Below are 16,945 nucleotides of genomic sequence, written 5' to 3' on the forward strand. Positions count from 1 at the left end.
CCTCCCTTCCTTACCGACTCCCGCCCTTCCTTTCCTTACTCCGCCCCTTCGCCCCGCAGGAGCACCCGCCGTGCGTATCGCTGTCACCGGCTCCATCGCCACCGACCATCTGATGACCTTCCCCGGCCGCTTCGCCGACCAGCTCGTGGCCGACCAGTTGCATACGGTCTCCCTCTCCTTCCTCGTCGACGACCTCGACGTCCGCCGCGGCGGCGTCGCGCCCAACATCTGCTACGGCATGGGGCTGCTCGGCCTCAGCCCGATCCTGGTCGGCGCGGCCGGCGAGGACTTCGCCGACTACCGCGCCTGGCTCGACCGGCACGGCGTCGACACCGGCTCCGTCCACATCTCCGACGTGCTGCACACCGCCCGGTTCGTCTGCACCACGGACACCGACCACAACCAGATCGCGTCCTTCTACACCGGCGCGATGAGCGAGGCCCGCCAGATCGAGCTGCAGCCCGTCGCCGACCGCGTCGGCGGCCTCGACCTCGTGCTGATCGGCGCGGACGACCCCGACGCGATGCTCCGCCACACGCAGGAATGCCGCTCGCGCGGCATCCCGTTCGCCGCCGACCCCTCCCAGCAGCTCGCCCGGATGCCCGGCGAGGACATCCGGGTGCTGGTGGAGGGCGCCGCGTACCTCTTCACCAACGAGTACGAGAAGGCCCTCATCGAGTCCAAGACGGGCTGGACGGCCGACGAGATCCTGGCCAAGGTCGACACCCGCATCACCACCCTGGGGGCCAGCGGGGTGCGCATCGAGCGCGTCGGCGAGCCCGTCATCGAGGTCGGCTGCGCGGAGGAGGAGGCGAAGGTCGACCCCACCGGCGTCGGCGACGCCTTCCGCGCGGGCTTCCTCGCGGGCACCGCCTGGGGCCTCTCCCTGGAGCGCTCCGCCCAGCTCGGCTGCATGCTCGCCACGCTCGTCATCGAGACGCTCGGCACCCAGGAGTACGAGCTGCGCCGGGGCCACTTCATGGAGCGCTTCACCAAGGCGTACGGCGAGGAGGCCGCCGCCGACGTACAGGCGCACCTGTCCTGACGCCATCCGCGTGACGCGGTCGCAGGCCCCCTCCCGCCGGGCGGGGGCCAGGCCCTACCCCTCCCGGCGGCGCACCGTATAAGCGGTGCCGCGCTCCGCCGCGCGCTCCCCGGCGTACTCGTGGCCGCGCATCTCGCACCACGCCGGGATGTCCAGGCGCGCCGCCTCGTCGTCCGCCAGCACCGTGACGGTCCCGCCGACCGGGACGTCGCCGATGACCTTGGCCAGCTCGATCACCGGGAGCGGGCAGCGCTTGCCCAGCGCGTCGACGACGAGGCCGGGGGCGGCACTGGAAGGGGCGGCAGGGGCAGAAGGGGCAGAAGCGGAAGCGGGGGAAGCGGGGGAAGCAGGGGAAAGGGCGGAAGCGGAGGGCGCCGACAGATGCTCGCGGACCGACGCCACCGTCTCCGGGAGCACCGCCAAGAAGCGCTCCACGTCCTTTGCCGAGGCCCCCGCCGGCAGCGACACCCGCACATTGCCCTCGGAGAGCACCCCCATCGCCCGCAGCACATGGCTCGGCGTCAGCGTGCTCGACGTGCAGGAGGAGCCGGACGACACGGAGAACCCGGCGCGGTCCAGGGCGTGCAGCAATGTCTCCCCGTCGACATAGAGACAGGAGAACGTCACCAGGTGGGGGAGCCGGCGCACCGGGTCGCCGACCACCTCCACATCCGGCACCAGCTCCGGCACCCGCGCCCGGATCCGGTCCACCAGTGCCCGCAGCCGCGCGCCCTCGGCCGCCGCGGACGCCCGTACGGCCCGTAGCGAGGCCGCCGCCGCCACGATGGCGGGCAGGTTCTCGAAGCCCGGCGCGCGACCCGACTCCCGCTCGTCCGCCGGCCCCTGGGGCGCGAACCGCACCCCCTTGCGCACGGCCAGCAGCCCGACCCCCGGGGGGCCGCCCCACTTGTGCGCGCTCGCGGTCAGCAGCGACCAGCCCGCCGGGGCGGGGCCCCAGCCCAGCGACTGGGCGGCGTCCACGAGCAGCGGCACCCCGGCCGCCCGGCACGCCTCGGCGGCCTCGGCCGCCGGCTGCTCCGTGCCCACCTCGTGGTTGGCGCTCTGGAGCACGGCCAGCGCGGTGTCCGGGCGCAGCGCCGCCGCGTACGCCGCCGGGTCGGCCCGGCCCGTACGGTCCACCGCGACCTCGGTGACCGAACCGCCCGCGGCCTCGTGGACCGCGGCCGAATGGAGTACCGACGAGTGTTCGACGGCGCTCACGATCAGGTGGCGGCCGACACGCCGACGTCCCGCGAGGGCGCCGGCCATCCCGTCGTGCACGGCGCGCGTCCCCGAGGCGGTGAAGACCAGCTCGTCGGGGCGGCACCCCGCCTCCTCGGCGGCGGTGGCGCGCGCGGCGTCCAGCAGCAGCCGGGCACGCCTGCCCTCGCGGTAGAGGCGGGCCGGGTCGGCCCACCCCTCGTCCAGCGCGGCGAGCAGCGCCTCGCGGGCGACGGGGTGCAGGGGAGCGGCTGACGCGGCATCGAAGTAGGGCACGTTCCGAACGCTAGCGCCCGGCCCCGGCAAGGGGTGCGGCGCGGCCCGCGGAGCGACCTGACGGACCTCCAGATCGCTCGCGGAGCGGGGGATTCCACCCCTTCGGGGAGTAGCGCGGCGCGTTGGGCACCCTCCCCGCGCGACCCCAAATAGCGTCCAGTAGGGTTTGGTCCGCATAAACATCCAAACCCCTGCCCGCGCCGGGCCGGCGACCGACCCATCAGACGGCCGCAGCCGGAACCGCGGGCGAGACTCTCGGGAAGGCGCTACGTGAGTCCCAACGGCTCCGACCGCTCGTCGCGGCGCCCGGTGCGGCGGAAGCTGCTGCAGGCGCTGGCCGCGGGCTTGGTCCTGGCGACCGCCACCGGTTGCACATCCAAGGACTTCCCCCGCCTCGGAATGCCCACCCCCGTCACGGAAGAGGCGCCGCGGATCCTCTCCCTGTGGCAGGGCTCGTGGGCGGCTGCGCTCGCCACGGGCGTACTGGTGTGGGGCCTGATCCTGTGGAGTGTCATCTTCCACCGACGCTCCAGGACCAAGGTCGAGGTTCCCCCGCAGACCCGGTACAACATGCCGATCGAGGCGTTGTACACCGTGGTCCCGATCATCATCGTCGCGGTGCTCTTCTACTTCACCGCCCGTGACGAGAACAAGCTGATGACCAACCCCAAGAAGCCGGACCACGTCGTGAACGTGGTGGGCTTCCAGTGGAGCTGGGCCTTCAACTATCTGGAGGACGTGAAGGGCAGTCCCCGGCCGTCGAAGCCGCTCCGCGACAACAAGGAACTCGCCGCCATCCCGGACCGGTACCTGGCGAAGGCGCCCCAGAACGCCGGCGGCGTCTACGAGGTCGGCACGCCGGCCACGAGGGACCCTGACACCAACAACCCGGGCCCGACGCTGTGGCTGCCGAAGGGCGAGACCGTCGAGTTCGTCCTCACCTCGCGGGATGTCATCCACTCGTTCTGGGTGGTGCCGTTCCTGATGAAGCAGGATGTCTTCCCGGCGCACACCAACAGCTTCACGGTGACCCCGAACAAGGAGGGCACCTTCCTCGGCAAGTGCGCCGAGCTGTGCGGCGTGGACCACTCCCGCATGCTCTTCAACGTGAAGGTCGTCTCTCCCCAGGAGTACAAGGCGCACCTTGAGGAGCTGGCGAAGAAGGGTCAGACCGGTTACCAGCCGGCGGGCATCGCGCAGACGGATCACGCGAAGAACGCGGAGACCAAGAACAAGTGAGCATCCTCAACGAACCCCAGGGTGCCGCCGCCGACACGGCTCCGGCAGCACCGCCCGTACGCCAGAAGCAACCCGGCGCCGCCGTGGTCAAGTGGCTCACCACCACCGACCACAAGACGATCGGCACGCTGTATCTGGTCACGTCGTTCGCGTTCTTCTGCATCGGCGGCGTCATGGCGCTGCTCATGCGCGCCGAACTCGCCCGTCCCGGCACGCAGATCATGTCGAACGAGCAGTTCAACCAGGCGTTCACGATGCACGGCACGATCATGCTGCTGATGTTCGCGACGCCGCTGTTCTCCGGATTCGCGAACTGGATCATGCCGCTCCAGATCGGCGCGCCCGACGTGGCGTTCCCGCGGCTGAACATGTTCGCCTACTGGCTCTACCTCTTCGGCTCGCTCATCGCGGTGGGCGGCTTCCTGACCCCGGACGGCGCGGCCGACTTCGGCTGGTTCGCCTACTCCCCGCTGTCGGACGCGATCCGCTCGCCGGGCGTCGGCGCCGACATGTGGATCATGGGTCTGGCCCTCTCCGGCTTCGGTACGATCCTCGGCTCGGTCAACTTCATCACCACGATCATCTGCATGCGCGCTCCCGGCATGACGATGTTCCGGATGCCGATCTTCTGCTGGAACGTCCTGCTGACCGGTGTGCTGGTCCTGCTGGCCTTCCCCGTCCTCGCCGCCGCGCTGCTCGCCCTGGAGGCGGACCGCAAATTCGGCGCGCAGGTCTTCGAGGCCGCCAACGGCGGCGCCCTGCTCTGGCAGCACCTCTTCTGGTTCTTCGGCCACCCAGAGGTCTACATCATCGCGCTGCCATTCTTCGGCATCATTTCCGAGGTCATTCCGGTCTTCTCCCGCAAGCCGATGTTCGGCTACATCGGGCTGATCGCCGCGACGATTTCCATCGCCGGCCTCTCGGTGACCGTCTGGGCGCACCACATGTACGTCACCGGCGGCGTGCTATTGCCATTCTTCTCCTTTATGACCTTCCTTATCGCGGTACCGACCGGTGTGAAGTTCTTCAACTGGATCGGCACCATGTGGAAGGGCTCGCTGAGTTTCGAAACACCGATGCTCTGGGCCATCGGCTTCCTGATCACCTTCACCTTCGGTGGTCTGACCGGTGTCATTCTGGCCTCGCCGCCGATGGACTTCCACGTCTCCGACTCGTACTTCGTGGTCGCGCACTTCCACTACGTCATCTTCGGCACCGTGGTCTTCGCGATGTTCTCCGGCTTCCACTTCTGGTGGCCGAAGTTCACCGGCAAGATGCTGGACGAGCGGCTCGGGAAGATCACCTTCTGGACGCTGTTCGTGGGCTTCCACGGCACGTTCCTGGTGCAGCACTGGCTGGGCGTCGAGGGCATGCCGCGCCGCTACGCGGACTACCTCGCGGCGGACGGCTTCACCACGCTGAACACCATCTCGACGATCAGCTCGTTCCTGCTCGGCCTGTCGATACTGCCGTTCTTCTACAACGTCTGGAAGACCGCCAAGTACGGCAAGAAGGTCGAGGTCGACGACCCCTGGGGCTACGGCCGCTCGCTGGAGTGGGCGACCTCCTGCCCGCCGCCGCGGCACAACTTCCTCACGCTGCCGCGCATCCGCTCCGAATCCCCGGCGTTCGACCTGCACCACCCGGAGATCGCGGCGCTCGACCAGCTTGAGAACGTCCCCGGGGCGCAGGACGACAAGGCTCTCGCGGGCGGCAAGGAGGCCGGCAAGTGAAGATCCAAGGACGGATGTTCATCTGGCTCGCCCTCTTCATCCTCGTCATGGCGATCGTCTATGGCGTGTGGTCGAAGGAGGCGGCCGGTACCACGGCGCTCTTCATGGCCTTCGGCCTGAGCATCATGATCGGCTACTACCTGGCCTTCACGGCTCGCCGGGTGGACGCCGGAGCGCAGGACAACAAGAACGCGGACGTCGCCGACGACGCCGGTGAGCTGGGCTTCTTCTCCCCGCATAGCTGGCAGCCGCTGTCCCTGGGCATCGGTGGCGCGCTCGCCTTCATGGGCGTCATCTTCGGCTGGTGGCTGATGTACTTCTCGGCCCCGATCATCCTGGTCGGCCTGTTCGGCTGGGTGTTCGAGTACTACCGCGGCGAGAACGCGAACCAGTAACCCGTCCGGCGCACAGCGCGGAACCGGCCCCCGCACACCCCACGGTGTGCGGGGGCCGACCCATTTGCACCCGCCCCGCGAGCCGCGGCCGCCGATCCTCCCTACCGTGTGACCATGAGTCACACTCCTCGCTGCCGGACCGTGCTGAGCTGGGCGCTGCTCCTCGCCCCCCTCGCGGTGGGGATCACCGCATGCGGCGGCTCGTCGTCCGACCCGCTGGCCGACAAGCCGTACGACGCGGCCGGCCAGGTCGCCCTCGCGGGCGTCGAGGGCGGCGGCAAGGCCGACCCGGACAAGCCCCTGGAGGTCCGCGCCAAGGGCGAGGACCGGATCACGGACGTCACGGCCACCGACGCGGCCGGGCGGTACGTACGGGGCGAACTCGACGCGGACGGCTCCCACTGGCGCTCCACGGTGCCGCTGGCCGCCGGCGCGCACTACACGGTGCGGGTCAGCACCGAGGACGAGGACGGCGCCCAGGGCCGCCGTACGGTCGGTTTCGACACGGCCCCGGCCGACAACCTGCTGCGGGTCAAGTTCGGCCCGGACAGCGGCACGTACGGCGTCGGACAGCCCGTCACCGCCGAGCTCAGCCGGCCCGTCAAGGACCCCGCCGCCCGCGCGGTGGTCGAGCGGGCCCTGAAGGTCGACTCACAGCCCTCCGTGGAGGGCGCCTGGCACTGGGTGGACGGCCGGACCCTGCACTACCGGCCGCGCGAGTACTGGCCCGCGCACGCCACCGTGCGCGTGCGCAGCGGCCTCGCGGGCATCAAGGTCGGCCCCGGGCTGCACGGCGGCCCCTCGAAGCCCGTGACGCTCCGCACGGGCGACCGGATCGAGGCCATCACGGACGCCGGATCGCACTACATGACGGTGCTGCGCAACGGCAAGGAGATCCGCTCGATCCCCGTCACCACCGGCAAGCCCGGCTTCTCCACCCGCAACGGCGTCAAGGTGGTCCTCGGGCGGGAGTCCTTCGTCCGGATGCAGGGCACCAGCATCGGCATCGCCGAGGGCAGCGCGGACTCCTACGACCTGCCCGTGCACTGGGCCACCCGGGTCACCTGGAGCGGCGAGTACGTGCACGCGGCGCCCTGGTCCACCGGCTCCCAGGGGGCCGCCAACGTCAGCCACGGCTGTACGGGCATGTCCACCGAGGCCGCCCACTGGTTCTTCGACACCGTGCGGGTCGGCGACATCGTCAAGGTCGTCAACAGCGGCGGCGAGATGATGACGCCGTTCGACAACGGCTTCGGCGACTGGAACCTGAACTGGCGGGCGTGGCGCGAGGGAAGCGCCCTGCACGCCGGGGTCCGAGAGGGGAGCGGCCCCGCCGATGCGGCCCGCCTCCGCCCCGGGATGTGAGCCGGCGGGCCGCCGCCCGCCGCGCCCCTCAGGCCCGTACGGCCGTCCGTACGCGCACCAGAGCGGCCAGCGCGTCCGCGAAGGCCACCGGGTCCAGCGGATGCGTCACCGCGGCGTCGGCGCGGCTCCAGGTGGCCAGCCAGGCGTCCTGCGGGCGGCCGATGAGCACCAGCACGGGCGGGCAGTCGAACACCTCGTCCTTGATCTGCCGGCAGACGCCCATGCCGCCCGCGGGGGCGCTCTCGCCGTCGAGCACGCACACGTCGACGCGGTGCTCCGCGAGGGTCTTCAGGACGGCCGGGAGCGTCGCGCACTCCAGGAACTCCACCGGCGGCACGTCGGCGGCGGGGCGGCGCCCGGCGGCCAGCCGCACCTGCTCCCGGGTGCTCGCGTCATCGCTGTAGACCAGCACCGTGGCAGTGGGCTGCATCGTTCCTCCACGCTTCTAGAGAGCACAGTTGTGGGACGGACCGTTGCGCGGATGCTACTCCGCGAGCACCGCGCCGGTGGAGGGTCCGGACCGGACCAAGATCGGGCCGATGGGCCGTCAGGAGGGGTGTGCGCAGGGTGCGCAGGAGGTGGCGCGGGGTGTGCTTCCCCCCTTCGGGGGACCCCCGCAATGGGCCGTACGAGCAGGGCATACGGTCTTGACACACCGAACGGCACCCCCCGGAGTGAGCGCAAGATAAGGGACCGACATAATGTCGGTCGTGGCGACAGCAACAGCAGTAGATACCGGGCATGCGCACCCCTCGGTCAACCGGCCGAACCTCACCAGCGTCGGAACCATCATCTGGCTGAGTTCCGAGCTGATGTTCTTCGCGGCCCTCTTCGCGATGTACTTCACCCTGCGATCGGTGACCGGAGCCGACCACTGGAAGGAAATGGCATCGTCGCTGAACGTTCCGTTCTCGGCGACGAACACCACCATCCTGGTGCTCTCCTCTCTCACGTGTCAGCTCGGCGTGTTCGCCGCCGAGCGGGGCGACGTGAAGAAGTTGCGCACGTGGTTCTCCATCACCTTCGTGATGGGTGCGATCTTCATTGGCGGCCAGATCTTCGAGTACACCGACCTGGTGAAGAAGGACGGGCTCTCGCTCTCCTCGGACCCGTACGGCTCGGTGTTCTACCTGACGACCGGCTTCCACGGCCTGCACGTGACGGGCGGTCTCATCGCCTTCCTGCTGGTCCTGGGCAGGACGTACGCGGCCAAGAGGTTCACTCATCACCAGGCGACGGCGGCCATCGTCGTGTCCTACTACTGGCACTTCGTCGACGTGGTCTGGATCGGGCTCTTTGCCACGATCTACTTGATCAAGTAATCGGTCCCGCACAGGACCACAGTCCAGAAGCATCGACGCAGAAGATCCTGACACCGGGGTAATCCGTGAAAAAGCTCTCCGCACGACGACGCCATCCGCTGGCGGCGGTCGTCGTCCTACTCTTCGCGCTGGCGGTCACTGGGGGGCTGTACGCCGCGTTCGCGCCGGCGGACAAGGCCAAGGCCGAGGACACCGCCCAGTCTCTTGCCATTGAGGAGGGCAAGAAGCTCTACTCCGTCGGCTGCGCAAGCTGCCACGGCACCGGCGGTCAGGGCAGCTCCGACGGCCCGTCCCTGGTGGGCGTGGGCGCCGCCGCCGTGGACTTCCAGGTCCGTACCGGCCGTATGCCGCTGCAGCAGCAGGGCGCGCAGGCGCCCAGCAAGAAGGCCATGTACTCGCAGGCCGAGACCGACCAGCTCGCCGCGTACATCGCCTCGCTCGGCGCGGGTCCCTCGGTTCCGACCAAGGGCCAGTACAACCCGGACGGCGCGGACATCGCCAAGGGCGGGGAACTCTTCCGTACGAACTGCGCCCAGTGCCACAACTTCACCGGCAAGGGCGGCGCGCTCTCGAACGGCAAGTTCGCCCCCTCGCTTGAGGGCGTCGAGCCCAAGCACATCTACGAGGCCATGCAGACCGGCCCGCAGAACATGCCTTCCTTCCCCGACACGACGATGCCGGAGAAGAACAAGAAGGACATCATCGCGTACCTCGGCGCGGTCAACAGCGACAAGTCGGAGAACCCCGGCGGCCTCGAACTGGGCGGGCTCGGCCCGGTCAGCGAGGGTCTGTTCGCCTGGATCTTCGGGCTCGGCGCGCTGATCGCCGTCGCCATCTGGGTCGCCGCCCGGACCGCAAAGGCCAAGAAGTCATGAGTAGCCAAGACATTCCAGAAGAGAACCTGCCGAGCGAGCAGGGCGACGCGCACGACGGCGCGGTCGCCACCACCGCCGACCCGTTCGCCGACCCGGGCCTGCCGCCGCACGAACACCGCGTCCAGGACATCGACGAGCGGGCCGCCAAGCGCTCCGAGCGCGTGATCGCGTTCCTGTTCCTGCTGTCCATGCTGGCCACGGTCGGCTTCATCGCCTCGTACGTGGCACTGCCGGTCGACAAGATCATTTATGTCTACCCGATCGGCCACGTCAGCGCCCTGAACTTCTCGCTGGGGCTCACCCTCGGCGTCGCGCTGTTCTGCATCGGCGCGGGCGCGGTCCACTGGGCCCGCACCCTGATGTCCGACGTGGAGGTCGCCGACGACCGCCACCCGATCTCGGCCGAGCCCGAGGTCAAGGCCAAGGTCCTCGCCGACTTCAAGGCGGGCGCCGAGGAGTCGGCCTTCGGACGCCGCAAGCTGATCCGCAACACCATGTTCGGCGCGCTGGCCCTCGTGCCGCTCTCCGGCGTCGTACTCCTGCGCGACCTCGGCCCGCTGCCGGGCACCAAGCTCCGGCACACCCGCTGGTCCGCGGGGAAGCTGCTGATCAACCAGAACACCAACCAGCCGCTGCGGCCCGAGGACATCTCGGTGGGCTCGCTGACCTTCGCCGTGCCGGAAGGCATGAAGGAGGACGACCACGACTTCCAGCAGGAGGTCGCGAAGGCCGCCCTGATGATCGTCCGGATCCAGCCGGAGAACATCAAGGACAAGAAGGAACTCGACTGGTCGGCGGACGGCATCGTCGCCTACTCGAAGATCTGCACCCACGTCGGCTGCCCCATCAGCCTGTACGAGCAGCAGACGCACCACGTGCTCTGCCCGTGCCACCAGTCGACGTTCGACCTCTCCGACGGCGGCCGGGTCATCTTCGGCCCGGCCGGCCACGCCCTGCCGCAACTGCGGATCAAGGTCAATGAGAAGGGCTACCTAGAGGCGTTGGGCGACTTCGCCGAGCCCGTCGGTCCTTCCTTCTGGGAGCGCGGATGAGTACTGAAAGCAGCAACCGCAAGGCGCCCGCCGGCGAGCGGGTGGCCGACTGGGCCGACGGCCGGCTCGGCATCTACGGCCTGGCCAAGGCCAACATGCGCAAGATCTTCCCGGACCACTGGTCCTTCATGCTGGGCGAGGTCTGCCTCTACAGCTTCATCATCATCATCCTCACGGGTGTGTATCTGACGCTGTTCTTCCACCCGAGCATGCAAGAGGTCACGTACCACGGCTCGTACGTGCCCATGCAGGGCATGAAGATGTCCGACGCCTTCCAGTCGACGCTGCACATCAGCTTCGACGTGCGCGGCGGTCTGCTCATCCGGCAGATCCACCACTGGGGCGCGCTGATCTTCCTCGCGGGGATGTTCGTGCACATGATGCGCGTCTTCTTCACGGGCGCGTTCCGCAAGCCGCGCGAGATCAACTGGCTCTTCGGCTTCCTGCTCTTCGTGCTGGGCATGTTCACCGGCTTCACCGGCTACTCCCTGCCGGACGACCTGCTCTCCGGCACCGGCGTCCGGTTCATGGAAGGCGCCATCCTGTCCGTGCCGATCATCGGCACGTACATCTCGATGTTCCTGTTCGGCGGCGAGTTCCCCGGCTCGGACTTCGTGCCGCGGTTCTTCTCGATCCACGTCCTGCTGCTGCCGGGCATCATGCTCGGCCTGCTGGTGGCCCACCTGATCCTGGTCTTCTACCACAAGCACACGCAGTTCCCCGGCCCCGGCCGGACGAACAAGAACGTGGTCGGCATGCCGCTGCTGCCGGTCTACATGGCCAAGGCCGGAGGCTTCTTCTTCCTGGTCTTCGGCGTGATCGCGGCCATCGCCGCCATCGCGACGATCAACCCGATCTGGGCCATCGGCCCCTACCGGCCGGACCAGGTCTCCACGGGCGCCCAGCCCGACTGGTACATGGGCTTCTCCGAGGGCCTGATCCGAGTGATGCCTGGCTGGGAGATCAACCTCTGGGGCCACACGCTGGTCCTGGGCGTGTTCATCCCGCTGATGATCATCTTCCCGCTGGTGCTCGCGTCCATCGCGGTGTACCCGTTCATCGAGTCCTGGGTCACCGGGGACAAGCGGGAGCACCACCTGCTGGACCGCCCGCGCAACGCCCCGACGCGCACCGCGTTCGGCGCCGCCTGGATCAGTTGGTACTTCGTGCTGCTCGTCGGCGGTGGAAACGACCTCTGGGCCACCCACTTCCACCTCTCGATCAACGCGATCACCTGGTTCGTCCGCATCGGCTTCTTCGTGGTGCCGGTACTCGTCTTCATCGCGACCCGCCGCATCTGCCTCGGGCTCCAGCGCCGCGACCGCGACAAGGTGCTGCACGGACGCGAGTCCGGCATCATCAAGCGACTGCCGCACGGTGAGTTCGTCGAGGTCCACGAGCCGCTCTCGCAGGAGCAGCTCCACACCCTCACGGCGCACGACCAGCCCAAGCCGCTGGAGGCCGGCCCCGAGGTCGACGAGAACGGCGTCGAGCGCAAGATCGGCCGGACCACCAAGCTCCGGGTCAAGCTCTCGAAGGGCTTCTACGGCGAGGGGACCCAGATCCCCAAGCCCACCGCCGAGGAGTACGAGGAGATCACCAGCGGCCACGGCCACCACTGATCCCACGCCCCCCAGCGTCACCCGCTGACCGCCACAGCGAGAGCCCCGTCCAGCGCATGGACGGGGCTCTTCGCCGTCCGTACGGCTCGATAGGGTGACCCCGCTGACCCAGACGACCACCAGGAGCGTGGACCATGAACGTTGCGACCCCGGCAGGCGGCGACAGCGCGACGGCCCGCACCTGGCCGGGCATCCTCGACGCGCTCCTCGGCCACCGCGACCTCGACGCCGCCGACACCGCCTGGGCCATGGACCGCATCATGCGCGGCGAGGCGACCGACGCCCAGATCGCCGGCTTCGCGGTCGCGCTGCGCGCCAAGGGCGAGACCGTCGCCGAGATCTCCGGTCTCGTACGGGCCATGTACGCGCACGCCAGGCTCATCGAGGTGCCCGGCCCCAGTGTCGACATCGTCGGCACCGGCGGCGACGGCGCCAAGACCGTCAACATCTCCACCATGTCCTCGATCGTGGTGGCCGGCACGGGCGCGAAGGTCGTCAAGCACGGCAACCGCGCCGTGTCCTCCGCCAGCGGCGCCTCCGACGTGCTGGAGAAGCTCGGCGTCAACCTGGACCTCCCCCCGCGGCGCGTCGTGCGGGTCGCCGAGGAGGCGGGCATCACCTACTGCTTCGCCGTGAAGTTCCACCCGTCGCTGCGCCACGTCGCCGCCGCCCGGCGCGAGCTGGGCATCCGCACGACCTTCAACGTCCTGGGCCCGCTGACCAACCCCGCCCGGGTCAAGGCCCAGGCCACCGGCGTCGCCGACGCCCGGATGGCGCCCATCCTGGCCGGCGTGCTCGCCGAGCGCGGCTCCAGCGCGCTGGTCTTCCGCGGCGACGACGGGCTGGACGAGCTGACCACGACGGCCACCTCGCGGGTCTGGATCGTGCGGGACGGACGGGTCCGCGAGGAGGCGTTCGACCCGCGGGACGTCGGCATCGAGCTGGTCCCGGTCTCGGCGCTGCGCGGCGCCGACGCCTCGTACAACGCGGACGTCGCGCGCCGGCTGCTCGCCGGGGAGACCGGGCCCGTACGGGACGCGGTGCTGCTCAACTCTGCGGCGGCGCTCGTCGCGCTGGAGCCCACCGACGAACCGCTCGCCGCGCAGATCTCGGCGGGGATCGCGCGGGCGGCGGAGTCCATCGACTCGGGGGCGGCGCGGGGGGCGCTGCGGCGCTGGGTCGAGGCGAGCAACGCCTGACGCCGGGCGGCGCGCCGCGGCTCCGATGTGACGCGAGGCGCGGTCCACACTGCGGACCGCGCCTTGCGCATCGAAGATCGTGTGGCAAGATACCGCACAGGTCATGAGTGACAGCGACACAGGCCCCGGCCCGCTGTCCGGCAACCCTCCGTCCGTGGCGGGGTGCCCCGGGTGAAGACCAGGTCGTGGTCAGCGAGGTCCACGGCAAGCGCGGGCCCCTCGTCCAGGGGTCCTGGTCTTGAGGGAGCAGTCTCGTGAGCAAGCGAATGCGATAGGGCCGAGGGCCCCTTTTCTGACGTTCTCTGAGTACGCCTCAGGATTTCTCAGACTTTCTCAGGCTTTCCCAGAGAGTTCTTTCTCTTCATCGCCTCCGTACGTGGTGCGACCCGTGCGTCGAGGCGTCCCGCACGCGTGCCCGAGCGCGTGCGCCACCGAAGACATTCCGCCTGCACCGCCGGGAGAGTTCAGCATGTCCGCATACGCCACCGCCGCCGCCCCCTCCGCCGCTTCCGACGCCCGTTGTGACGATGCCCGTTGTGGCGACGCCGACCAGCCGCTGCCGGTGCTCGGCCGGGACGTCAGCGTCCCGCTGGTCACCGGGGGCGAGGTCACGTACGCGGCGCTCGACTACGCCGCCAGCGCCCCCGCGCTCCAGCGGGTCTGGGACGACGTGGCCGCCTACGCGCCCTACTACGGCAGCGTGCACCGCGGCGCGGGCTACCTCTCGCAGCTCTCCACCGACCTCTTCGAGAACAGCCGCGCCGACGTCGCCGACTTCCTCGGCTGCCGCGCCGACGACCAGGTGATCTTCACCCGGTCCACCACCGACTCGCTCAACCTGCTCGCCGCGGCGCTGCCGCGCGGCACCCAGGTGTTCGTCTTCGAGACCGAGCACCACGCCTCGCTGCTGCCGTGGGAGCGGCGCGCGGCGGCGTCCGAGGTCACCGTCGTCTACCTCGACGCGCCGCGCAGCCCGGCGCAGGCCGTCGAGACGCTGGAGAAGGCGCTGGCCGACCGCCAACCTTCCCCCAGCTCTCAGCTCCGTTCGAGCAGGGGAGGCCCCATTGGGCCCGCGCTGGTCTGTGTGACGGGCGCGTCCAATGTGACGGGCGAGGTGTGGCCCGTACGGGAGCTGGCGGCCGCCGCCCACGCGCACGGCGCGCGCATCGTCCTCGACGCCGCGCAGCTCGCGCCGCACCACCCGGTGGACGTGGCGGCCTCGGACGTGGACTGGGTGGCGTTCTCCGGCCACAAGCTGTACGCGCCGTTCGGCTCGGGCGTGCTCGCCGGGCGCCGGGACTGGCTGCTGGCGGCCGAACCGTACCTCGCGGGCGGCGGCGCGAGCCGCCGGGTGGAGCGGCGCGCGGACGGCGGCGTGGCCGTCGAGTGGCACGAGACCGAGGCCCGGCACGAGGCCGGCTCGCCCAACGTGATCGGCGTCTACGCGATCGCCGCCGCCTGCAAGGCGCTGACGGAGGCCGGCTTCGACGCCCTCGTCGAGCGCGAGCAGCGGCTCGTGGCCCGGGTCCGCGAAGGGCTCGCCGAGCTGCCCGAGGTGAAGGTGCTCTCCCTCTTCGGCGACGACGCCCCGCGGGTCGGCGTCCTCTCCTTCGTGGTCGACGGCTGGAACAGCTCCCACTTCGCCGCCGCGCTCTCCGCCGAGTACGGCATCGGCGTCCGCGACGGCCTCTTCTGCGCCCACCCCCTGGTGCGCACCCTCCTCGGCGCCGACGACGACGAGGTCGGCGAGTGCGGCGCCCCCGAGGCCGCCCCCGGCGAACGCTCCCTCAACGCCATCCGCGTCAGCTTCGGCGCCGGCACCCCCGACGAGCACATCGACCGCTTTCTCACCGCCGCCCGCGAACTCATCACCTCCGGCCCCAAGTGGACGTACCGAACCGAAAACGGCCGCTGCGTCCCGGTGTCCGCCTGACGGCACGTACCGGACGGTCCGGCCGGCCCCGGCGCGCCGTCGTCCGCCCCGCGGGGACGCTGGTCCTCCGGCCGTGGTGTGTTCGGGCCGTGCGCCCGTACCGGACGGGGGCCGCCCCCTCCCAGGGGGCGGAGGGTTGTGGGGGAAGACCCCGCCGGAGGCGCTACGCGTCGAGGCCGATGGCGAAGGCGGCTTCCAGGTCGTGCTGGGAATAGGTGCGGAAGGCGATGTGGGTCTCGGTGGAGGCGACGCCCGGGACCTTGCTGATGCGGCCGGGGATGACGTCCGCGAGGTCGTCGTGGTCGGCGACGCGGACCATGGCGATCAGGTCGTGGGCGCCGGTGACCGAATAGACCTCGCTGACGCCCTCCAGGGCGGCGATCTTCTCGGCGATCTCGGGGATCTGGTCCACGCTCGTCTTGATGAGCACGATCGACGTGATCAAAGGCTGGCTCCTCCTCGCGGGTCCGGGGGCCCGTGGCGTCAGCCGCTGAGGTCGGGGTCCCCGGGTGGGCGCGCCCCCTCGCTGGGCGGGGCCGCGCCTTTCACTCTAGCCGGACGCCGGTAGCGGACCCACGCGTAGAGGAAGCCGAGCGTGAACCCCATGAGGTGGGCGAGGTAGGCGACGCCCGGCCGGGGGTCGGCGGTGCGGGCGGCGAGGCCCTGGAGCACGAACCAGAAGACCAGTACGGCCCAGGCGGGGAAGCGCAGGGGCAGGAAGAAGAGGAACGGAAAGAGACTCGTGACCCGCGCCGTGGGGAAAAGGCAGAGAAACGCGCCGAGCACCCCGGAGATCGCTCCGGACGCCCCGACCAGGGCCTGGGTGGAATCGGCGTGCACGGTGGCGTAACCGAGCAGGGCCAGATATCCGGTCGCGACGTAGAAGACGGCGAAGTGGAACCGGCCCATGCGCTCCTCCGTCATCGCGCCGAAGACGAAGAGGAAGAGCATGTTGCCCAGCAGATGCAGCCAGTTTCCGTGCACGAAGAGCGCGGTCAGCGGGGTGAGCGGTTCGAGCGGCACGCCGCGCCACAGATCGGCGGGGACGATGCCCCAGTGTTCGAAGTAACGGCTCTGCGCGGCGATCAGGGCGGCGTCGGCGCCGTACGACCGGTTGAAGCCGGAGGCGGGGCCGGCCAGGAAGACCAGGCAGCTCAGGGCGGTCAGGCCGTAGGTCATCACGGGTCCCGTGGAGGTGCCGGCCCGGCCGCCCGCCGCCTTCTTGATCATGCCCGGATCATCTCGTATCGGGCGGAACCTGTACGGACCGCCTCGCCGAGGCGGCCCGGCGGCACCAGGCCGTAGGGTTACGGAAAGCACTCCCGTAGTTCGACGGCGCACCGCGGCCCGTGAGAACAACCCGCGAGCAGACCTTCCGCGAGCAGACGAGCAGACATGAGGACGGACGACACGATGGGCGTTCCCCAGCCGACAGCCGAGACTCGGTGGCGCTGCACGCTGTGCGGCAACCTCACCCGCTTCGACGTGACCCGTGCCACCAAAGCCGTCGACTACGTCCATCTCGACCTGGCCGGAGAGCCGACGGTCGAGGAGCACGAGGTCGTCAGTGAGACCATCGAGTCCGTGCGCTGCCGCTGGTGCAACGCGGCCGACCAGATCGAGCTGGTCGGCCGCCCAGGTGCGAGCGCCTGAGAACGGAGCGATGAG

At 70.0% G+C, this 16,945-nt stretch carries 16 protein-coding genes and 1 riboswitch; of the genes, 12 read left to right on the plus strand and 4 right to left on the minus strand.

The features are described from left to right. The first annotated feature begins 70 nt into the window (after nt 1-70). Nucleotides 71-1,045, plus strand: a complete 975-nt coding sequence (locus tag IF55_RS22100) for a carbohydrate kinase family protein (RefSeq protein WP_030883774.1) — start codon at nt 71-73, stop codon at nt 1,043-1,045. Between the two features lie 54 nt (nt 1,046-1,099). Here the strand turns inward: IF55_RS22100 and IF55_RS22105 are convergent, their stop codons facing one another. Further along, nucleotides 1,100-2,542 (minus strand): cysteine desulfurase/sulfurtransferase TusA family protein, encoded by a 1,443-nt coding sequence (locus tag IF55_RS22105; RefSeq protein WP_030883772.1) that lies wholly within the window; start codon nt 2,540-2,542, stop codon nt 1,100-1,102. Nucleotides 2,543-2,812: 270 nt separating this feature from the next. Here IF55_RS22105 and ctaC point away from each other — a divergent pair, with 270 nt between their 5' ends. The 4 genes from ctaC to IF55_RS22125 all read left to right on the plus strand — a co-directional run bounded on the left by ctaC (nt 2,813) and on the right by IF55_RS22125 (nt 7,274). Continuing rightward, the gene (gene ctaC, locus IF55_RS22110) at nt 2,813-3,781 is read left to right on the plus strand and encodes an aa3-type cytochrome oxidase subunit II (protein ID WP_030883769.1); all 969 of its coding nucleotides are present in this window, start codon (nt 2,813-2,815) and stop codon (nt 3,779-3,781) included. Continuing rightward, nucleotides 3,778-5,514: an aa3-type cytochrome oxidase subunit I gene (gene ctaD, locus IF55_RS22115; RefSeq protein ID WP_030883768.1), complete on the plus strand. Its 1,737-nt coding sequence runs from the start codon at nt 3,778-3,780 to the stop codon at nt 5,512-5,514. Before ctaC ends, ctaD begins: the two co-directional genes overlap by 4 nt. Continuing rightward, nucleotides 5,511-5,909 carry a cytochrome c oxidase subunit 4 gene (locus IF55_RS22120; protein ID WP_030883765.1) on the plus strand — a complete coding sequence of 133 codons (399 nt, stop codon included), beginning with the start codon at nt 5,511-5,513 and terminating at the stop codon, nt 5,907-5,909. Before ctaD ends, IF55_RS22120 begins: the two co-directional genes overlap by 4 nt. Before the next feature lie 114 nt (nt 5,910-6,023). Beyond that, the gene (locus tag IF55_RS22125; protein WP_211270021.1) at nt 6,024-7,274 is read left to right on the plus strand and encodes a L,D-transpeptidase; all 1,251 of its coding nucleotides are present in this window, start codon (nt 6,024-6,026) and stop codon (nt 7,272-7,274) included. Between the two features lie 28 nt (nt 7,275-7,302). On the opposite strand, the gene IF55_RS22130 is transcribed toward IF55_RS22125, so the two are convergent. Beyond that, nucleotides 7,303-7,704: a response regulator transcription factor gene (locus IF55_RS22130; RefSeq protein WP_030883753.1), complete on the minus strand. Its 402-nt coding sequence runs from the start codon at nt 7,702-7,704 to the stop codon at nt 7,303-7,305. Nucleotides 7,705-7,975: 271 nt separating this feature from the next. Between IF55_RS22130 and ctaE the strand changes: the two genes are divergently transcribed. The 6 genes from ctaE to IF55_RS22160 all read left to right on the plus strand — a co-directional run bounded on the left by ctaE (nt 7,976) and on the right by IF55_RS22160 (nt 15,277). Further along, nucleotides 7,976-8,596, plus strand: a complete 621-nt coding sequence (gene ctaE / locus IF55_RS22135; RefSeq protein WP_030883750.1) for an aa3-type cytochrome oxidase subunit III — start codon at nt 7,976-7,978, stop codon at nt 8,594-8,596. A gap of 65 nt (nt 8,597-8,661) precedes the next feature. Then, nucleotides 8,662-9,471, plus strand: a complete 810-nt coding sequence (qcrC, locus tag IF55_RS22140; RefSeq protein WP_030883747.1) for a cytochrome bc1 complex diheme cytochrome c subunit — start codon at nt 8,662-8,664, stop codon at nt 9,469-9,471. Then, a complete protein-coding gene (gene qcrA, locus IF55_RS22145) occupies nt 9,468-10,523 on the plus strand; it encodes a cytochrome bc1 complex Rieske iron-sulfur subunit (protein WP_030883744.1) in 1,056 nt (351 codons plus the stop codon). The genes qcrC and qcrA overlap by 4 nt, the downstream gene beginning before the upstream one ends. Beyond that, nucleotides 10,520-12,145, plus strand: coding sequence for a cytochrome bc1 complex cytochrome b subunit (gene qcrB, locus IF55_RS22150; protein ID WP_030883741.1), 1,626 nt, complete (start codon nt 10,520-10,522; stop codon nt 12,143-12,145). The genes qcrA and qcrB overlap by 4 nt, the downstream gene beginning before the upstream one ends. Before the next feature lie 134 nt (nt 12,146-12,279). Continuing rightward, nucleotides 12,280-13,344 carry an anthranilate phosphoribosyltransferase gene (trpD, locus tag IF55_RS22155; RefSeq protein WP_030883738.1) on the plus strand — a complete coding sequence of 355 codons (1,065 nt, stop codon included), beginning with the start codon at nt 12,280-12,282 and terminating at the stop codon, nt 13,342-13,344. 99 nt (nt 13,345-13,443) lie between these two features. Beyond that, nucleotides 13,444-13,561, plus strand: a riboswitch (SAM riboswitch). 252 nt (nt 13,562-13,813) lie between these two features. Then, nucleotides 13,814-15,277 carry an aminotransferase class V-fold PLP-dependent enzyme gene (locus IF55_RS22160; protein WP_030883736.1) on the plus strand — a complete coding sequence of 488 codons (1,464 nt, stop codon included), beginning with the start codon at nt 13,814-13,816 and terminating at the stop codon, nt 15,275-15,277. A gap of 163 nt (nt 15,278-15,440) precedes the next feature. On the opposite strand, the gene IF55_RS22165 is transcribed toward IF55_RS22160, so the two are convergent. Together IF55_RS22165 and IF55_RS22170 are read right to left on the minus strand one after the other, a co-directional pair. After that, nucleotides 15,441-15,722 (minus strand): Lrp/AsnC family transcriptional regulator, encoded by a 282-nt coding sequence (locus IF55_RS22165; protein ID WP_030883733.1) that lies wholly within the window; start codon nt 15,720-15,722, stop codon nt 15,441-15,443. A 38-nt stretch (nt 15,723-15,760) separates the two neighbouring features. Beyond that, nucleotides 15,761-16,507, minus strand: a complete 747-nt coding sequence (locus IF55_RS22170; protein WP_037965417.1) for a rhomboid family intramembrane serine protease — start codon at nt 16,505-16,507, stop codon at nt 15,761-15,763. Nucleotides 16,508-16,690: 183 nt separating this feature from the next. Between IF55_RS22170 and IF55_RS22175 the strand changes: the two genes are divergently transcribed. Continuing rightward, a complete protein-coding gene (locus IF55_RS22175) occupies nt 16,691-16,930 on the plus strand; it encodes a hypothetical protein (protein ID WP_030883729.1) in 240 nt (79 codons plus the stop codon). The last annotated feature ends 15 nt before the right edge of the window (nt 16,931-16,945 follow it).

Source organism: Streptomyces varsoviensis (assembly GCF_000718635.1).
GTDB classification, from domain to species: domain Bacteria; phylum Actinomycetota; class Actinomycetes; order Streptomycetales; family Streptomycetaceae; genus Streptomyces; species Streptomyces varsoviensis.

Excerpts from the sequence above, each read along its gene's own strand:
- IF55_RS22125 (WP_211270021.1), top strand. The coding sequence starts at position 6,024 with ATGAGTCACACTCCTCGCTGCCGGACCGTGCTGAGCTGGGCGCTGCTC.
- IF55_RS22130 (WP_030883753.1), bottom strand. The coding sequence starts at position 7,704 with ATGCAGCCCACTGCCACGGTGCTGGTCTACAGCGATGACGCGAGCACC.
- ctaE (WP_030883750.1), top strand. The coding sequence starts at position 7,976 with ATGTCGGTCGTGGCGACAGCAACAGCAGTAGATACCGGGCATGCGCAC.
- qcrA (WP_030883744.1), top strand. The coding sequence starts at position 9,468 with ATGAGTAGCCAAGACATTCCAGAAGAGAACCTGCCGAGCGAGCAGGGC.
- qcrB (WP_030883741.1), top strand. The coding sequence starts at position 10,520 with ATGAGTACTGAAAGCAGCAACCGCAAGGCGCCCGCCGGCGAGCGGGTG.
- trpD (WP_030883738.1), top strand. The coding sequence starts at position 12,280 with ATGAACGTTGCGACCCCGGCAGGCGGCGACAGCGCGACGGCCCGCACC.
- IF55_RS22160 (WP_030883736.1), top strand. The coding sequence starts at position 13,814 with ATGTCCGCATACGCCACCGCCGCCGCCCCCTCCGCCGCTTCCGACGCC.
- IF55_RS22170 (WP_037965417.1), bottom strand. The coding sequence starts at position 16,507 with ATGATCAAGAAGGCGGCGGGCGGCCGGGCCGGCACCTCCACGGGACCC.
- IF55_RS22175 (WP_030883729.1), top strand. The coding sequence starts at position 16,691 with ATGGGCGTTCCCCAGCCGACAGCCGAGACTCGGTGGCGCTGCACGCTG.